The organism is Reichenbachiella sp. MSK19-1 (genome assembly GCF_003590315.1).
GTDB lineage: Bacteria > Bacteroidota > Bacteroidia > Cytophagales > Cyclobacteriaceae > Reichenbachiella > Reichenbachiella agariperforans.
Map to the genome: position 1 here is coordinate 103,904 of NZ_MIER01000015.1, position 16,760 is coordinate 120,663.

The window sequence follows — 16,760 nt, forward strand, 5'->3', positions numbered from 1 at the left end:
CTTAGTCTTTATTGTTGCCGAATATTCTGTCCTTTTGCTGCGCAGTCAGTCCTTTAGAAAAGTAAACCTCGGGTCTGAAATCAGTCATAGTCTTTTTCAATCCTTTGTCATCTATATCGAGACTTAAATCACAATCAAAGCGCCCCAGTCGTGAGTAATCTTTGGTCCAGTCGTTTCCATAATTGGTAAAGTGTGCTAAACCCCAAGTGATGCCCCGTCCATTGCCTCGGCTATCGAAAGCATCGGGTATGTAAGGGCCAGCTGCGATGGGCAGCAGCGCTGATACTGAGGCGATCTTAAAATTAACCCCATCAGGAGCATACTGGATGGTATTGCTTTCATTACCATTTCTGATAACCAGTGTTGCAACCCCTTTCTCGAAGGGGAAGTAAGCCGTCTCATGACCGGAATTGAGCACGGGATTGAGCGGGTGCTTTTCAAAAGGCCCCAGAGGATCTTCCGCTATGGCCAGTCCATTCACACATAGGTAATCGGGTCTGTCGCCAAAAGCCGCCTTGTAGTAGAGGTAGATTTTCCCTTTGTAAATCAATGGATACGGATCGTGAATGGAATATTGATCCCAAGTACCAGTGGCACCGTTATTTACCACAATTTTATTCACGGGCGTCCAAGGACCATCGGGGGAATCGGCATATGAAGCCGTTACAGGGCAATGATCTCCTTTTTTGCCACTGGCCTCCATAAACCCTTGATAGTAGAGGTAATACTTTCCTTTGAATCTCAAGATATCTGGCGTAGAAACCGACCTCCATCCTACCTCCGGCTTGGGTGGTCTGGGCACCGCGACTCCCTGCTCCTGCCAGGTAACCCCATCTACGCTGGTGGCATACCATATTTCCGCCAAGTCCCAATCTGCAGAGGGAATTTCGTCAGTCGACTGATCGGCATTGGCATAGCCTACTGGTGGAGCCACCGTATGTCTTTTGGTGTACCACACATAGTACTTGCCATTTTCTTTGATCACTTTGGAGGGGTCTCTTCTGGATATCGTACCATCTCCCCCGTTGTAGTCAAAGCCCTCTAGCTTTGTATAGGCAAAGCTAGTGTAGAGTTCATTGTCCTCGGGACGTGGCGTGCGGTACTCACGATAGAGTCGCTCCATAGCTTCACTCAGTGGGCGATCTGGACGCGTCTGAGGGATATCCCAAGGGAATCCGCCTACTTCTTCGGGTGCTTCCTGCTTTAGCCCACAAGCCCAAAGTGTAATCGCCAACACTCCTGCTGCGACTATTAATTGTAGTATTCTGTTATTTTTTGTCATTCCACTTGGCGTAAATCTCTTTCAATTGCCCGTAGGCTTGTTTTTTCTTTCTGTTTTCATCCACTACTCCCCATTCGCGAAAGCCTGAATCGGGCGTGCCGGGATAATTGCTCCGGTAGTCGTTGTAGCTCCACAGCGACACGCCTACCAAATAAGGCAGTGTTCGCAATGCCTCCAAATCCGTCACGAGTGCCTCACTCAAAGCCCCATCGGGAACTGGGCCAATCTGTGTGCGTCCTATCTCGGAGAAAAATATCGGTTTGCCCGGAAAATGCTCATGCGTCTGCTGTACAGCATTTTGCGCATCGCCATAGCTATTAATGCAAATTAGATCGAGTAGTTCATAAGGTTCGTTGTCTCGGTTTGTTTGGCTACCATAGGCCGTCAGCGACACATAGGTCTTGAGGCGCGTACTATCGAGCGTGGCGAGGTAAGCGAGCATCGAATTGACATACGCCAATTGACCCGGTGTGAGAGTCTTGTGTCCCCAGTCTGGGATCGAATCACGCAGTTCGTTACCCACACTCCATCCCACCACAGAGGGGTGGTTGTAGTCTCGGTCTACGAGTTCTTTGAGCCACTGTCTGGTCAGCGGATTGTCAGCAAAGGTCTGCTGGTCGTCAGCACCCCACACAGGGATCTCTTCGATGAGCAAAAAACCCAGGCTATCACACAGATCCAGCAAATTTTCGGCCAGTGGCGCATGCATCAGCCTAGAAAATCGTCCACCCAAAATCATGATATCCCGCATATCAGCAGCAATCAAATGATCAGGTTCGGTATTACCGTAAACCGGATGGTCGTGCACACGATTGAGGCCATTGGCACGCAAGGGGCGATTGTTGAACAATAGCTGCTCACCCTTGGCTTCTATTCGACGGATGCCAAAACGATCGACCACTACATCCTCCAGCTGACCATCTACCATCAGTTCGCTGGTCAGTTGATAGCGAGTCGGTGACTCCAATTCCCACAATTGATAGTCGTCTAGATTGGCCTCCCACTGTGTGTCGATTTGCCCTCTTTGTTGAGCCGGGACAGTCAGACTGACTGCTGTGGGCTGTGATTTAACCGTAGAAATGTGTGGTTGTATCTGCACGGTGGTTTCCTGGTTGCTGTTATTTTCGAGGGTATATTGGATGGAAAAGAAAATTTTCTCCTGCTCAAAATCAGGCAAGGCCGTGATCTGCTGCCGTACGATACGGCGCGGTGCATCTGCATGCAACACCACCGAACGACTAATACCTCCCCAGGCCCACCAAGCACCACGTTGGTAGCTGTTGTCTGCCATCACGGTGATTGTATTGGTCTGACCCCAATCAATATGATCGGTCATATTGAACTCAAACGGCGTATAGCCTCCCACATGTTCTCCCAGCAACATACCGTTAAGCCACACCTGAGCCGTTTGATACACAGCTCCAAAACGCAGGCGAATGGATTTACCCTGCCAGTCTGCGGGTAAATCAATCGTATTCTGATAGTAAGCTTTGCCTTGGTAAGTAGCATAGCGTGAGCGAGTATCCCAGTTGCCTGGTACGACGAGGGTGTCCCAAGTGATCTCACCGATCAAAACCTGCTGCTCAGTCAGTGAACTATCGGCAACAAACCGCCAGGTACCGTCGAGGGACAGTGATTGATCGACATTCGTCTGAGAGCTACATGCGCTCAGTACCATCACAATGGGAAAAAACCAATAGATATTATGTGTTTTCATATTCATTTTACAATTATTTCAAACAATGCTGCAGGTACATACGGAGAGGGATGTGCTACCTCGAGAAGCAACCCCTTGGTCTGCACAACCGCATCCAACTGTACCACATTAAGCGTTTGATAGTTGTCTGTCACCTCAGTCAGTAGTTGTCCTTCCAAAGTATATACCTTGTACTGACGCACGCAAAACGGCATGACGTCATCGGGGTGTCCCATCAGCGTGGACTCCATCGCATGGTCATAGTCTGTGTCCCAAAACAAGCGCAACTCAGAGACAATTTGTACACAGTCCCATTCGATCCGCAGCGTGGGTTGGACATCTTGCAAATCTGCTACCCAAGCATTAGCCTGAAGCCAGGGACGCGTAAGCCCATTGCCCAAATACTGCGTACTAAAATCAATCCCCGGACTCACCGATAAAGCCAGATTTTTCCCATCTGGCCTTCTTTTGGGTATCCAAAACTCAAAGGCATCGATCCCTATACCGTCGGGAGGGGTCTGCTTGCCTGTATTGGACACTGCTTTGTTTTCTCCATTGCAAACCCTCATCATACCTGTATATAGGTGATCGCTTTCCTGCAAAGCCACTAGGTCATTGGACAGGAAGGTAATGAATGCGTACTGCGCTGTATCCAGCGTAGCGTCAAAAGCGAATGACAATCGCTGTTCACCTGGCTGTAGTGACAAAACCAACTCCTCTATTACAACATCAGGTGTATAATTGGCCATTTTGGACGATGTACGCAACTGTACTGTCAGATTTGTAGCCTCTTTGGCCCTTGCCTTGATGGCAAATTGGTAAAGCTGATTAGCCACCAACGGCAGCAATTGTGCCACGGCAATGGATAGCGTCACCCAACTATCAGTACCTGGCAGATGATCCAGTGTCAGTGACGATGAAGCAGTCACCGTAGAGGTGTTCAACTTATTAATATTTTTCCGCAAAGGCACATGAGGAATCGCCTGGCCGATCAGGTTGAGTTCATCTTGCAACTCAACCATACGCGACGAATCCAACAGCTGTACGGGCTTTGCACCATCTCTTTTGCAAAGCGCAGCTGCCATACCTACTACCTGTCCGCCATTACCGCATGTAGCCATCACCCGGCTGGACCCGAAGGCCACATGCGTAGCACTAATGATACGCCCTGCCAAAAACAAATTTTCAATGTCCTTGCTCACATAACTGCGATACGGGATTTCGTACACTCCCTTGGCATGCCACTGCGTACAGCCTGACTGGTCGCTGTAAATGCCATCGGCAGGATGAAGATCCAGAGCCCAACCACCATGCGCGACAGCATCAGGGAAGCTGCGCTGCTCGATCACGTCTTGTTGCCGCAGCATGTAGTGCCCTTCGAAGCGACGGCTCTCCCGTTTGCCAGGCACAGTAGCGACCCATTCTAATGTCAGATCGTCCACATCATCAAATTCTCCAGAGTTTTTGATGTAATCCCATACACCATAGATTACCTTCCACAACTCATATTTAATTTCTTCTGTTTTGTGAATGGTGTCTGTACGTCCTCCGTACTCAAACCACCAAAAACGGCAGCCCATATCAGTCTTGCTGATCAGCTTGTAGCGCGGTATTTCTTTGATGTCCTTGAGGGCGTATGCCGGTGGGCGGTATTTCACGTGCTGACCAGCACTCTTACTATAAAAATACATCGAGTGTCCCAGCAGTTCACCGTAAGTCTCGTCGGGAGCAAACAACTCCCCAAATTCTTCTTTAGTCTCTGCCCCCATGCGAAAAGCCGCTCCCGCCTGAAAAGCCACCAGCCCATCGCCCGACGCATCGCAAAACAGGGGTGCTGAGAAGATATAGGAGGTGGAGTTTTGTGCATTGAATCCTTTGACCGACTGAATGCTGCGTTCGTCCTTTTTGGTAACTTCGTACACGGCTGTATTGAGAAACAGCTGAATATTGTCTTCCATCATCACTTTGTCTAGCAAGATGGTATCGAAGATGACGGCATTGCCTTCTTTGTTTCGGTACATGTTTTCGACTAAAATTTCATCCATCACTCCTCCCTCTCGCGACCAACGGTTGTTGTTACCCATATGTGAGGTAGCCCCCAGTATCCACAGTCTCACCTCCGACGAAGCATTGCCTCCAAGTACAGGTCGATCCTGTACCAACGCTACTTTGATCCCTTTGCGGGCTGCTGTGATCGCGGCACATACACCTGCTATTCCACCTCCTATGATCACTAAATCACTTGCCACCAGCTCATGATGTAATGATCGCTCCTTCTTCTCAAATTTCTTTACTATCATTTCAATCCAAATTTTTTAAAAAAACAACTGACCCCAATACCATCACCGTCAGTCCCGTACCTCCGACCAGCAACACCGCTGTACTCGTTTGCACACTCAACAAAACGATCAACAAGCCTATGGCCGCCACGCCTGTACCTATTACCCGTTGACCGTAGCGATTATTATCGTCGGTCTTTTCCTCGTCTTCCTCATCAATTATGTTTATCTCACCGGCCTCAGTCGTATTTTCATTGAATACTACAGCAGGCATAGCCTCCCGTCGACTCCAGACTTCATTGATCAAAAGCAACACCACTGGTAGCCCCACACCAACGACCATTTCCTGAGTAAGACTAAGCGACAACTCCGTGATTAGCGGCATGATAAATTTCAAAAAAGCATTGATCAGTAATGAGATTACCGTAACCAGCAGGGCATTACTGCCCATGATCCTCTTAGAAAAGAGCGACCAAAGGGGTGGCAAAAACATGGCACCACCCGTCACAGCGGCCAGCCCCATCACCACCTGAACAATCCCTCCCATATAAGGTACTAGCAGCGCGACAATGATAGTAATGATACCCAGCAGTACAGTAGATATTCTACCGACCTTTACCAATTGGCTATTATCAGCTTGGGGAAACAGGTAGCGGTACAAGTCATTGACAATCACGCTGGCAGATACATTGAGTGTAGTATTGACCGAGCTGGACGTGGCGAAGACCATCCCGCCCAGCATCAAGCCTAGCATACCTGCGGGCATCACCGCTTTACTGATGAGCATATAGGCACCTTCATCAGCCAAGCCGTCGAGGCTTGGGTTGATTACCCTGAAAATCATAGGCGGCAGCATCCAAATGATGGGACTGATCAGATAGAGCCCCGAAAACAACCACCCAACTTTTTTAGCTTCACGAGGGCTAGATACACTTACATAACGTTGTACATAAGCCCAGTTACCCGCGATAAAAAAAAGATTGTACAAACCAAAAGCCAACAAAAAGCCCCAAGTATATTCACCACTGGTCAAGGCAAAAAAATCAGCAGGTGCGAGCTCCACAAAACCACTCAATCCACCTACTCGATCCAGTGATAGCGGCACCATGATGATCACAGCTGCCGACAATACCACAAACTGTAGTACATCCGTCACGATCACTGCCCATAAGCCGCCTACAGCGGTATAAATCAAAATCAATACGCCCAAAAAAATGATACTGGTATAAATAGGTAGTCCGGTAGACACCTCTACGATCTTGGCCACTGGGTACAGAAACGCCCCAGTCGTGAACATGCTAATAAGCAAAAACAAGTAGGTATAGACCTTTTGCACCTCTTGTCCAAAGCGACCTGTGATATAGGCTGCAGCTGTCAATGCTCGGGTACGCTGCCAGCGAGGTGCTACAAACAATGCGACCAACACCCCAGCCAGACACATCGTCCACTGGATCATCACTGCTACCCAGCCACTACTATAGGCGATAGAACCCCAAACGACAAAAGTACCCGCCGAGAAAAAGCTCATAAACAGAGACAAGCCACTCATCCACCAAGGCAACGCACCTCCTGCGGCGAAAAAAGACTGTACACTTTTTCCCGAACGGAAAAAACTCATTCCACAAGCAAATACCAGAATGGTAAATACCAATATAACCCCTAAATCCAGTACACCCATAGTCTTTTCATATGTTAATCGTGTAGCAAGATGTGATGTGTACACAAAAAATGACATTCCGTCGACCATTTTATTTCTGGAAACGTTTCCGAAACAGCTATATATTTCCGGAAACGTTTCCGAAAACCCATAATACCATTCTACTTTTGGGGCATGAAACACGTGACTATCAAAGATGTAGCTCGTCAACTGGGCGTATCCATATCCTCTGTCTCAAGAGCATTTAACGACAAGTATGACATCAAATCCGAAACCAAAGCACGTATTCTTCAGGTTGCCAAAGACTTGGGCTACCGTCCTAATCCCATTGCCCAAAAGCTCAGTCAACGTCAATCGCTCAATATCGGCATGATCGTTCCGGAGTTTATCAACGACTTTTATGCACGAGTGATCATCGGCGTGCAGCAGGTACTGATCGCCAAAGGCTACCAGGTACTCGTAATGCAATCCGACGAAAACTCCGAACTAGAGCGTAACAACATCCAAACACTAATCGATAATTTCGTGGACGGTATTATCATATGTCCTATCAACGAACATGACAACAGCTCGCTATTCAAAGAACTTCTCAGTAAAAACATCCCTCTGGTATTTCTAGGTAGGATCAGCGCAGGCTTCATGGGCACCAAAGTGATCTTCGACGATTATAAATGGAGTCTGTTTGCCACAGAGCATTTGATCCGACAGGGCTACCGAAAAATACACCACTTGTCCGGTGCACCTGATTTTTCGGTGAGCAAAAAGCGCATGGCGGGCTTTCTGAAAGCCATGGACAAACATCACTACACGACCGACCAATACCGTGTCATCCATACTGGACTCACACCCGAAGCAGGAGAGATGGCCATCAACCAACTCGTCAAATCCGATGACCTGCCGGAGGCGATCTTTTGCATCAATGATCCCGTAGCACTCGGCGCAATGAAAGCACTGCGCATGCACGGCCTACAAATACCGCAGGATGTAGCCATCGTCGGCTGCACCGAAACCCCCATGGCCGCTCTAGTCTACCCCCCACTAACCAGTATCACTCAACCCGCCATAGAGATGGGGACCAGTGCAGCAGAACTCCTACTGCGCCAGATCGACCATGGATTCAATCCCCCCCAGACCATCACCTTCGACGGTCATCTCAACGTCCGAGACTCTTCTATTCAGGTGACTCAGGATCTGCGATATTGAGTCAAATATAATCATCTTCTTGACCACATAGCCTATGATCAACATGGACGAAAAATCCCAAATACCCTTCCTGAAAAATTCTCTCCTGTTCAAAAATTCCTACTCAAAATAGGTAAAACTAACTGTTCGTATAGTTTTTGTCTAGTTGTGTCAAGTAGGTATTGCAAGATGATCAGGATAAATTTGAAAAACCCACCCAAGCCTACACAGCATTTTTTTGAATTGAATACTAGACTAAATTATTGTTATGATAAAAACTACACTTTTCACAATACTATTTATCCTTGGGAGTTTCATATCTCAAACCCAAGACTGGGCAAGTATCCCTGTTCCTGCCGAGGCGGGTCTAGGCAACAAGTGGGTTTTACAGTCCAACGCTTCGGATGATTTCAATTACACCTTTGATGAGGCAAACCAGCAAACGAATTTTGGAGATGACAAGTGGTACAACTTCTACCACAACCATTGGGATGGACCAGGCACTACCTACTGGCAATACAACCACGTCTCAGTCGACGGACATGATTTGGTCATTCGATCGTCTCGCAATCCCAGCACCTCCAAAATGGGTGTGCCAGGTGTCAATGCAGGTTGCATCACATCCAATCACCGCGTCAAATACCCCGTCTTTGTCGAATCAAGTATCAGTGTGGCCAACATCACGCTCGCTTCGGATGTTTGGCTATTGAGCCCAGATGACACGCAAGAGATCGATATCATCGAGTGCTATGGAGGTGCCCAGAGCAACAACGACTTCTTTGCGCAATACATTCACCTGAGTCACCATTCTTTCATACGCAACCCCTTTCAAGACTACCAACCCCGAGACCGCAACAGCTGGTGGGGAACCGATGGAGTCACCAGCTGGGGAGAATACTGCTGGAATGAAGGGGATCGTACCTATGTGCGCGTAGGAGTCAACTGGATAGGACCCAAACATTTCGAGTACTACATCGACGGAGTATTGGTCCGTGTGCTGTATGACAAAGCCTTTGCTAGCAACATCAATGGTACTTGGCACTATACCTACCCTAGCATGACGGACGGTCAATTGGATTTTGAAAACGGCTATCAAAAAGTAACTGAATATGCCACGGGAAGCAGCTATTCTTTTGCTACACTGAGTGAAGCAAGTGCGCTCTCCAACACCAGCGTCATCGACCCCTACGACTATCAAAATGGACAGGGATTCACCAAAGAACTGGACATCATCATCAATGTCGAATCTCAAGATTGGCACGTAGAAGCTGGACGAACACCGAATGATGATGACCTCAGTGATCCAGACAAAAACACGATGAAAGTAGATTGGATCAGAGTCTACAAACCCATAGAAGACCCTGATTTTGTATTGTCCAACAAGGACGAAGGACTGGGCTACCAAGTCTACCCAAACCCTGCCGACAGCAACCTCTACCTATCTGCTGATGGTCAAGTCATCCGTAAGGCGACAATCTATGACCTAAGTGGTAGAGTACAACTACAAATCACTCCAAACTCCCAAAAAACCGACATTCCCTTGTCCGGACTACAACAGGGAACCTACCTCTTGCGAATTTGGACTGCTGATGGTCAGAGCACCACGGAGACCTTTGTCAAAAGGTGACGTTTGGACCAAAGACCAACCGTCCATCTGCTACTGTCCGATCACTGTAAAGTACTCAGCACTTGGGGTCATCCAACTCAAAATCAGAGTATCGCTAGCACTGACTGGTTGATAGTTGAGCACCAAGGAATAACTTCCCTCTGACAATTCCTTGATGTACTCATGATCTGTGACATCTTCTCGAATGACGACTTGGTCGTTGATTTTGAGAGATCCAACACCTGTTTTGTGCAAGCGAAAGAGGTACTTGCCAGGCACCTTGATTTCTACCTGTCCACTGACCTGAACCATCTTTCCCTCCAAGGATGCAAAAGCCCTCGCACCCCAAAAGCAGACTTGATCGCCATGACCAGAGCGAAGCACTTCGGAGTTTCCATTCGTCGATACTTCCATTCGAAATCTCCCACTCTCCATTAGATCCCAATCGGAGACTTGCTGAGGAGTACACTGCTGAAACCATGTCTGTTCCATGCTGTGGATTGCTAAAACCCAATCCACCATCGCGTCAATTTGCTCAAGTTTGAGCAGTGGGTGTGGTGACATGTATCCACCATACCACAATCCTCCTCCTCCCTCGGCGATCTTATTGGCGAGACGTTTTTTCAGCGCTGCATCTGGACTGAGATAGCGACGCGACACATCCAAATAAGGAGGCCCAGCTACACGATCCACTACACTGTGACAGGCGAAACAGTCATTTCGTAGCATGAGTTGTACAGCCTTGGGTTTGGTATGCACCACCTCCGCTTTGTATGATATAGAACCGCATCCCTCAAAACTCAAAAAAGCGACAATAACAAGAGCAGCCCTTTGTTTCACTGTCATATAATCACTTTTGATCTTGATGATAGGCATCCATCCTTTCCATCGCATCCTTTTCATATTTGCGTTTCAGTTGCCATTTAGGTCTATCTAGCGTGCATTCCCAAGCAAACAACTGCTTGTACATGTCGCGTACTTTGTCAGGGTATTGATTGGCCAAATCGTTCATTTCACTATCATCTTTAGAAAGGTCATAGAGCTCGGCGGGACGATCAGGGTAGCGCAACATTTTCCAATCGCCTACGCGTATGGCTCCTCTATTTTCCTTCTTCCAATACAGTACCTCGTGGGGGCGCTCTTGATTTTCTCCACTGACATAAGGCTTTAAATCAACCCCATTCAACTGCTTCAATTCATCCACCGAACCGCCTGCCAACGATACAAATGTCGGCAATAAGTCGAGGGTACTCACCGGAAAAGGATAAGTCGTATGAGCTGAAATCACACCTGGCCAACGCATCAGCATCGGGACACGAATACCTCCCTCCAAGTGGTTGGCTTTCGTGCCACTCAACGGAGCATTATTGGAAGCATTAGCGTCTGAGGGGCCGCCATTGTCATTGGTAAAAACCACGAGGGTATTGTCTTCCAACCCGAGTTTTTTGAGCGCTTTGAGCACGCGACCACAAGCACGATCCATCGACAAAGTCATGGCTGCCAGTTGCTGTCGTTTGCCCGTAAGTTCTGGGAACTCCTTCAAGTCCTTGGGGTCGGCTTCCATCGGTGTGTGCACCGCATTGAATGACAACATGGCAAAGAATGGCTGATCCTGATTGCGTTCCATAAAAGCGATGGTCTCATCAGCCAAGGCGTCCGTCAAGTACTTTTCAGACTCCTCAAAATTGCCAAAACCACGCTCCAAATAATCTTCTTGACGGTGATTGGGATGCTCCTCATTGTATTCAAAGTAGCTCCTCGCACCTCCACGAAAACCATAAAACTCATCAAAACCACGTTTGGTGGGGTGAAACTGATCGTCATTGCCCAAATGCCATTTGCCAAACAGTCCAGTACGATAACCCTGTTCCTTCAGATAATTGGCAACAGTCACTTGGTCTAAGGGCAGCCCCATCATGTCATCAGGCAAACAAGACGTACTCATATATCCCGGCACGTTATTTTCCTCATAGCCAAATCGCTGCTGGTATCTCCCTGTCAGCAGCCCAGCCCTAGACGGCCCACAAACGGCAGCAGACACGTATGCCTGTTCAAAACGCATACCTTCGGTGGCCAACTGATCCAGATTTGGCGTCTTGATCTCTTCGCTACCCTGAAATCCAAAATCCGCATAGCCTGCATCGTCTGAAAATATCAGCAGCACATTGGGCTGTGCATATACCGTCGGGTAAGTGAAACATAAAAACCCGAGCAGGCCATAGGCTCCCATTATTCGCCTTAGCGATTTCATAGGTTGTCTTTCAATATCTCATTCAATTCATTGGTCAACTCGGCTACTACTTCAGGGTTTTGTGCCGCGACGTTTACCTGTTCGCTAGGGTCATTGGCTACATGGTAGAGCTGTGGGATGGTATCCATTCCCCCTTCCACGTCCTTATCCTTTAGCCACGCGGGATAGGCTTTGTCAGCAGGCACCGGAGCGATGTATTTCCAATCCTTGCTGCGAATTGCCATGGTATACGCCTCTTCGAGCATGTACTTTCGCCCTTGCGCCGAGCGCCCAAGCATGGCCTCCAGTTGGTTTTGACTGTCGCTCAGTTCGCTGCCTGTAGCCTGTACACCAGCCAGCGCACTCAAAGAAGCCATGAGATCCACTTGCGTGAAAAGTGCCTCTGACACGGCAGGCTGCACCTGTCCCGGCCAGTAAACAATCGTCGGTACACGCGTGCCCGCTTCGAAAGCAGAATACTTGCCTCCTCTGTATATGCCGCCAGGTAGATGATCACCGAGCAATTCGACGGCCTGATCGTCATAACCATCGTTGAGCACTGGGCCATTGTCGCTGGTGAAAATCACCAAGGTATTCTCAGCCAATCCCAAACGCTCGATTTCATTCAGTATCTGACCTACTGTCCAATCCATTTGCGCGATCGCATCCCCTCTCACACCCATGGTAGAGGCACCTTGAAACTGCTCATTGGGTAAACGGGGCACGTGGATGTCATGAAATGAATAGAACAAAAAGAAAGGATCATCCTTGCTCTCCTGGATGAAATTGATCGCCTTTTGATTGAGCACCTCTGGAAACTCTTCGTCTACCCAAAGTGCCTCTTCGCCACCAGCCATGTAGCCTATGCGGCTGATGCCGTTGACGATGGTTTCGCCATGCTGACGATCCGCTCCATAGCGCAGTAATTCAGGATGCTCGTATCCTAGCGGTCGGTCGCCAATGGGCGCTCCATAGGACACACTGATCGGGTCATTTGGATCCAAATTCACCACTTCATGATTTTCGAGGTACACCGTGGGTACTCGATCACCCGTGGCAGGCAACAAATAGCTGTAATCAAAACCTATCTCCAACGGACCAGGCGATACCGATCCATTCCAGTCGATGTTGCCATTGCCCAAGCCCAAGTGCCACTTGCCAACTACTGCGCTGCGATAGCCCGCACGCCCGAGCAACTTGGGCAAGGTCATCTGTACTGTATCTATCAACAATGGCGCATCACCGGGCAACACGGCAGCTTGATTGCGAAAAGCATATCGCCCCGTCAACAGCGAATAACGCGATGGCGTACAAGTAGACGCCCCACTATGGGCATCTGTCATGCGCAAGCCCTGTGCAGCCAGTCGATCCACTACGGGTGTTTGCACCCCCTTGGCTCCATAGCAGCCAACATCTCCATAGCCCAAGTCATCTACATAGAAGATGACGATGTTGGGTTTTTCCACTATCGTTCTTTTTTGCACTTGCTCTTGACAGGAAACCAAGCCCCCAACCACGGCGAGTAGAATAAATGTTTTGATGTATCTGTATTGCATCCTTCTCAATTTAATATCCAATCTTAATTTTCTGTGGTAGATGCTTTCCGATAATCAAAAAGTACACCCCACTGCATTGTGTCTCTAACCAAACGCGATCTTGATCCAAGTATCCATGCTCTAGCACCTGTCCCTCTCTACCGACGAGTTTCCAACTATCGGTCTCTTCTGCCCCCTTGACATGAATAGGTTTTCGATTCCTCACCCATGTCGGATACAACGCTACGTTCTCTTGTTCTTGCCGCCCCGCATCTGTTTGTAGTACTCGAAGGACAGTTGTCGTACCGTCAAAATCCGTTTGACTCAAACGAATATATTGTCCCCTCACTCCTGACACCAATACATGTCGATACGTCTTGGGTACATTGCTTGTTCCTCTACCCTCAACGACCACTAATCGGTCGTATATCGTGCCTTCTTCAGAAACTTCGACGGTAAAGAATGCATTGTCGGTCTCAGAATACACAGACCAGAGGAGTGTATGCACTCCACCTGCAAAGCGAAGCTCCATGGAATCGAACCCCACTGGCAGAGAGGATTGTGAACAAGCTGTACTACAGTCTGGGTTTGGGTCAGTCGACCCAAAGAAAACACCTGAATTGCTAGTCGTACCATCTACTTGTGCACTACCTGAGCCATCTACCGTCCCCATATTGATCAAGTCACTATCAAAAGACGCAGCACCATCTAAGGCTAGATTGCCTGTACCTTTGTTGTCGAAATTCCCAGAAAAACTAGCGACACCACTACTGAGCACAGTCACTCCACCATAATTGACTGAGGTCCCAGCTGTCTGTACCAGGCTCCCTCCATCGTACACCACCAGATGCCCAGTGGCACTGAGGTGCAGGTTTCCATTGAGAACAATTGTACCATAGAGATGGACATTTTGATACAAGTTCATCGCTCCAAATGACAACCACTCCAGTGATGCTCCATTTTCGACAGTAAGACCTCCTCCTCCTTGCACATTGACCTCTGCATTGACAGAGACCGCTGCTCCAGCCTTTATAGTCAAACTCCCTCCACTGATGGTGATATTGTCATAGGTTTCGTTCGTAGAAATTTCAATATCCATACCACTGGTCACATTCAAATCTGCTGCATACAGCACACTAGACCACAACATGAGTCCCACAGCAATTGCCCATATTCCCTTACTCCCTTTCATTATTTCTCTCTATTACAATCCCAATTTGATGACTTGATTGACTACCTGATTGGTCCGTACTATTTGTTCGCCATTGCGCCATGTCACAGTCAGCTTATCGATTGATTGGTTTTCTGCCAAACCAAAGTGAACTATGTTGAGCAAACTCTGTGAGTGAATAGCTCCCGCAGAAGCCACTCTTCTTTTTTGAGTACCGCTAGCCGTCTCGATCTCCACTACAGCAGAGAGAGGGTCTACTTGTCCGACAGGACTATAGCCTACATGAATCAGTGCAAAACCACCCAGCTTGGTTGTTTGATTGCCATAGAGGTACCAGCGACCAGGGTTATCACTCCCATTGAGCATGTCAATTTTACCATCCAAGTCAAAATCAAACGCCTGGCCCATGTCTCCGTGTCCAGGGTCTTCCCAATCTTGTGCCCCATGGCTCATGACTTGTACAAAGTGTCCATTTTGATCATTGATCAGTAGGAGATCTTCTACCCGCTGACGCAGCATCCCGAATCGATAGACAAAGAGGTCGTCATACCCGTCGTTGTTAAAATCCGCCACTGTCACGCCTTGGTGATTGCCACCCTTCGGGATATTCGTCTCTGTAGCTACCTCGACAAACTGCTCCCCATCGTTGCGCAACAGTACATCCTGTACATTGCTATTCTGTGGAGCCCAATCGGTATGGACCGTCTTCACACCACCCAGAGACATCCGCATCCCCCAGAATATATTCGCGTCTTTGACCCATTCCATCTGCCACTTCCCCTCACCCAAGTAGCCCACATACCATCCATTGGCACGACGATCATCAGGCCAGCCTGTTGCTCGCTCAGGCTGTAGTACAATTGCCTCCGTCGGTGTGTCCATCGTCAGCTTCTCTCTCCCTAGATAGATCGGGTACGCTCCATCATATCCTCTGTACCAATGAAAGAACTCCTCCAATATCAGATCGCCCTCCGTCTCAAAAGTCAATCCACGTCGACCTTCACTTCCATCGTCCCTGAGATCCACTGTCCCCGCTATAGCATCAAAATCCAAGGATTGATTGGCTAATTCATAGTAAACCTTGCCTCGCGTCAAATAAATATCCAAATCTCCGTCTCGATCATAATCCACAGGTGCCGCGGCAGTAATCAGCTTCATTCCTTGGTAGCCTTTCGGTAGCATTTTTTCTGATACTTCCGTGAAAGTCAAGTCTCCATCTCCCAACCACAGAGACAGTGGTGAAAACAACACTAAATCGTCATAACTATCGCCGTTGAGATCAGTCACCAAGACACGCTCAGCATCGGCATGCTCTATCTCTGGGCTACTGAAATAGGTAAAACTTCCATCTCCTTTGTTTTCATACACAAAATTCCTTGGTCCAGTTTCGTGGATGATTTGGCCTGCATTGATCATCAAGAGATCCAAATCTCCATCTAAATCCATATCAATCCATCGCACCGAGCGTCCACGTGCCCCTTGCGTGATACCTACCTCCTGGGTCACTTCGACAAACTCCCCTTCATCGTTTCGAAACAAATGGGGTGGTGCTGGAGCTGTGCCATTGCCACCTCCCTGTGCCACGATGATATCCAAATCTCCATCTCGATCATAATCTCCCGCTGCAGTACCGTGTACATCCCAACGAATGAGCGGCTTTTCATTTTCTATGACAGTGCCATTGCCTTGGTTCCAAAACACCTGAGCGGGTACTTTGTCATGGTTGTTGAGGACAAAATCATAGTCTCCATCCCCATCGATATCTGCTACACTGGGTCCCCCATATTTCCAGGTCAGCTCCGTATCAAACTCCGCAGCTGTAGAGATATCTACAAAACGAGGCAATGCCGGACCTTCATATCGCTGCAAGGCTAGGCTCTTGATTCGAAGGGTTCCACCATTTGCCCGAAGGGTATACCTATGCTCTCCTGCTGTAAGTCTACGTGCCAAGACCACATCCACCTGGTGTAGCCCTAGGCCTGGAATACTGACCCGATCCAAAAGCACCGTCTCTCCCTCCAACATACTCAACCTTGCCTCTCGCTCCAACGCCTCTACTTCGCACACGACACGGTAGTGTCCAGCTACTTCTACTTGCATAGCAGGTAGAGTCAGGCCCTCC

General features: G+C 48.4%; 11 protein-coding genes. 2 read left to right on the forward strand and 9 right to left on the reverse strand.

Annotated elements, in window-relative coordinates:
- Position 1 precedes the first annotated feature (1 nt).
- Genes BGP76_RS08910 through BGP76_RS08925 form a run of 4 tightly spaced genes read right to left on the reverse strand, consistent with a single transcriptional unit; the run spans position 2 to position 6,935 of the window.
- Positions 2-1,282 (reverse strand): family 43 glycosylhydrolase, encoded by a 1,281-nt coding sequence (locus BGP76_RS08910; protein WP_119844400.1) that lies wholly within the window; start codon positions 1,280-1,282, stop codon positions 2-4.
- Entirely contained in the window at positions 1,269-2,999 is a 1,731-nt protein-coding gene (locus tag BGP76_RS08915; RefSeq protein WP_221409865.1) for a glycoside hydrolase family 2 protein, read from the reverse strand. The genes BGP76_RS08910 and BGP76_RS08915 overlap by 14 nt, the downstream gene beginning before the upstream one ends.
- 2 nt (positions 3,000-3,001) lie before the next feature.
- Complete coding sequence (locus BGP76_RS08920; protein ID WP_119844402.1) at positions 3,002-5,278, reverse strand: FAD-dependent oxidoreductase; 2,277 nt, start codon at positions 5,276-5,278, stop codon at positions 3,002-3,004.
- Between the two features lies 1 nt (position 5,279).
- Entirely contained in the window at positions 5,280-6,935 is a 1,656-nt protein-coding gene (locus BGP76_RS08925) for a sodium:solute symporter family protein (RefSeq protein ID WP_119844403.1), read from the reverse strand.
- 153 nt (positions 6,936-7,088) lie between these two features.
- Here BGP76_RS08925 and BGP76_RS08930 point away from each other — a divergent pair, with 153 nt between their 5' ends.
- A complete protein-coding gene (locus tag BGP76_RS08930; RefSeq protein WP_119844404.1) occupies positions 7,089-8,117 on the forward strand; it encodes a LacI family DNA-binding transcriptional regulator in 1,029 nt (342 codons plus the stop codon).
- 247 nt (positions 8,118-8,364) lie between these two features.
- A complete protein-coding gene (locus tag BGP76_RS08935; RefSeq protein WP_158584181.1) occupies positions 8,365-9,723 on the forward strand; it encodes a T9SS type A sorting domain-containing protein in 1,359 nt (452 codons plus the stop codon).
- Between the two features lie 30 nt (positions 9,724-9,753).
- On the opposite strand, the gene BGP76_RS08940 is transcribed toward BGP76_RS08935, so the two are convergent.
- The 5 genes from BGP76_RS08940 to BGP76_RS08960 are packed head-to-tail and all read right to left on the reverse strand — an operon-like array spanning position 9,754 to position 16,738.
- A complete protein-coding gene (locus tag BGP76_RS08940; protein ID WP_147407434.1) occupies positions 9,754-10,605 on the reverse strand; it encodes a c-type cytochrome in 852 nt (283 codons plus the stop codon).
- Entirely contained in the window at positions 10,553-11,953 is a 1,401-nt protein-coding gene (locus BGP76_RS08945) for a sulfatase (RefSeq protein ID WP_119844406.1), read from the reverse strand. Before BGP76_RS08945 ends, BGP76_RS08940 begins: the two co-directional genes overlap by 53 nt.
- Positions 11,950-13,488 carry an arylsulfatase gene (locus BGP76_RS08950; RefSeq protein ID WP_119844407.1) on the reverse strand — a complete coding sequence of 513 codons (1,539 nt, stop codon included), beginning with the start codon at positions 13,486-13,488 and terminating at the stop codon, positions 11,950-11,952. The genes BGP76_RS08945 and BGP76_RS08950 overlap by 4 nt, the downstream gene beginning before the upstream one ends.
- 10 nt (positions 13,489-13,498) lie before the next feature.
- Complete coding sequence (locus BGP76_RS08955; RefSeq protein ID WP_099598945.1) at positions 13,499-14,659, reverse strand: hypothetical protein; 1,161 nt, start codon at positions 14,657-14,659, stop codon at positions 13,499-13,501.
- Positions 14,660-14,671: 12 nt separating this feature from the next.
- Entirely contained in the window at positions 14,672-16,738 is a 2,067-nt protein-coding gene (locus BGP76_RS08960) for a CRTAC1 family protein (RefSeq protein ID WP_158584185.1), read from the reverse strand.
- Positions 16,739-16,760 lie beyond the last annotated feature (22 nt).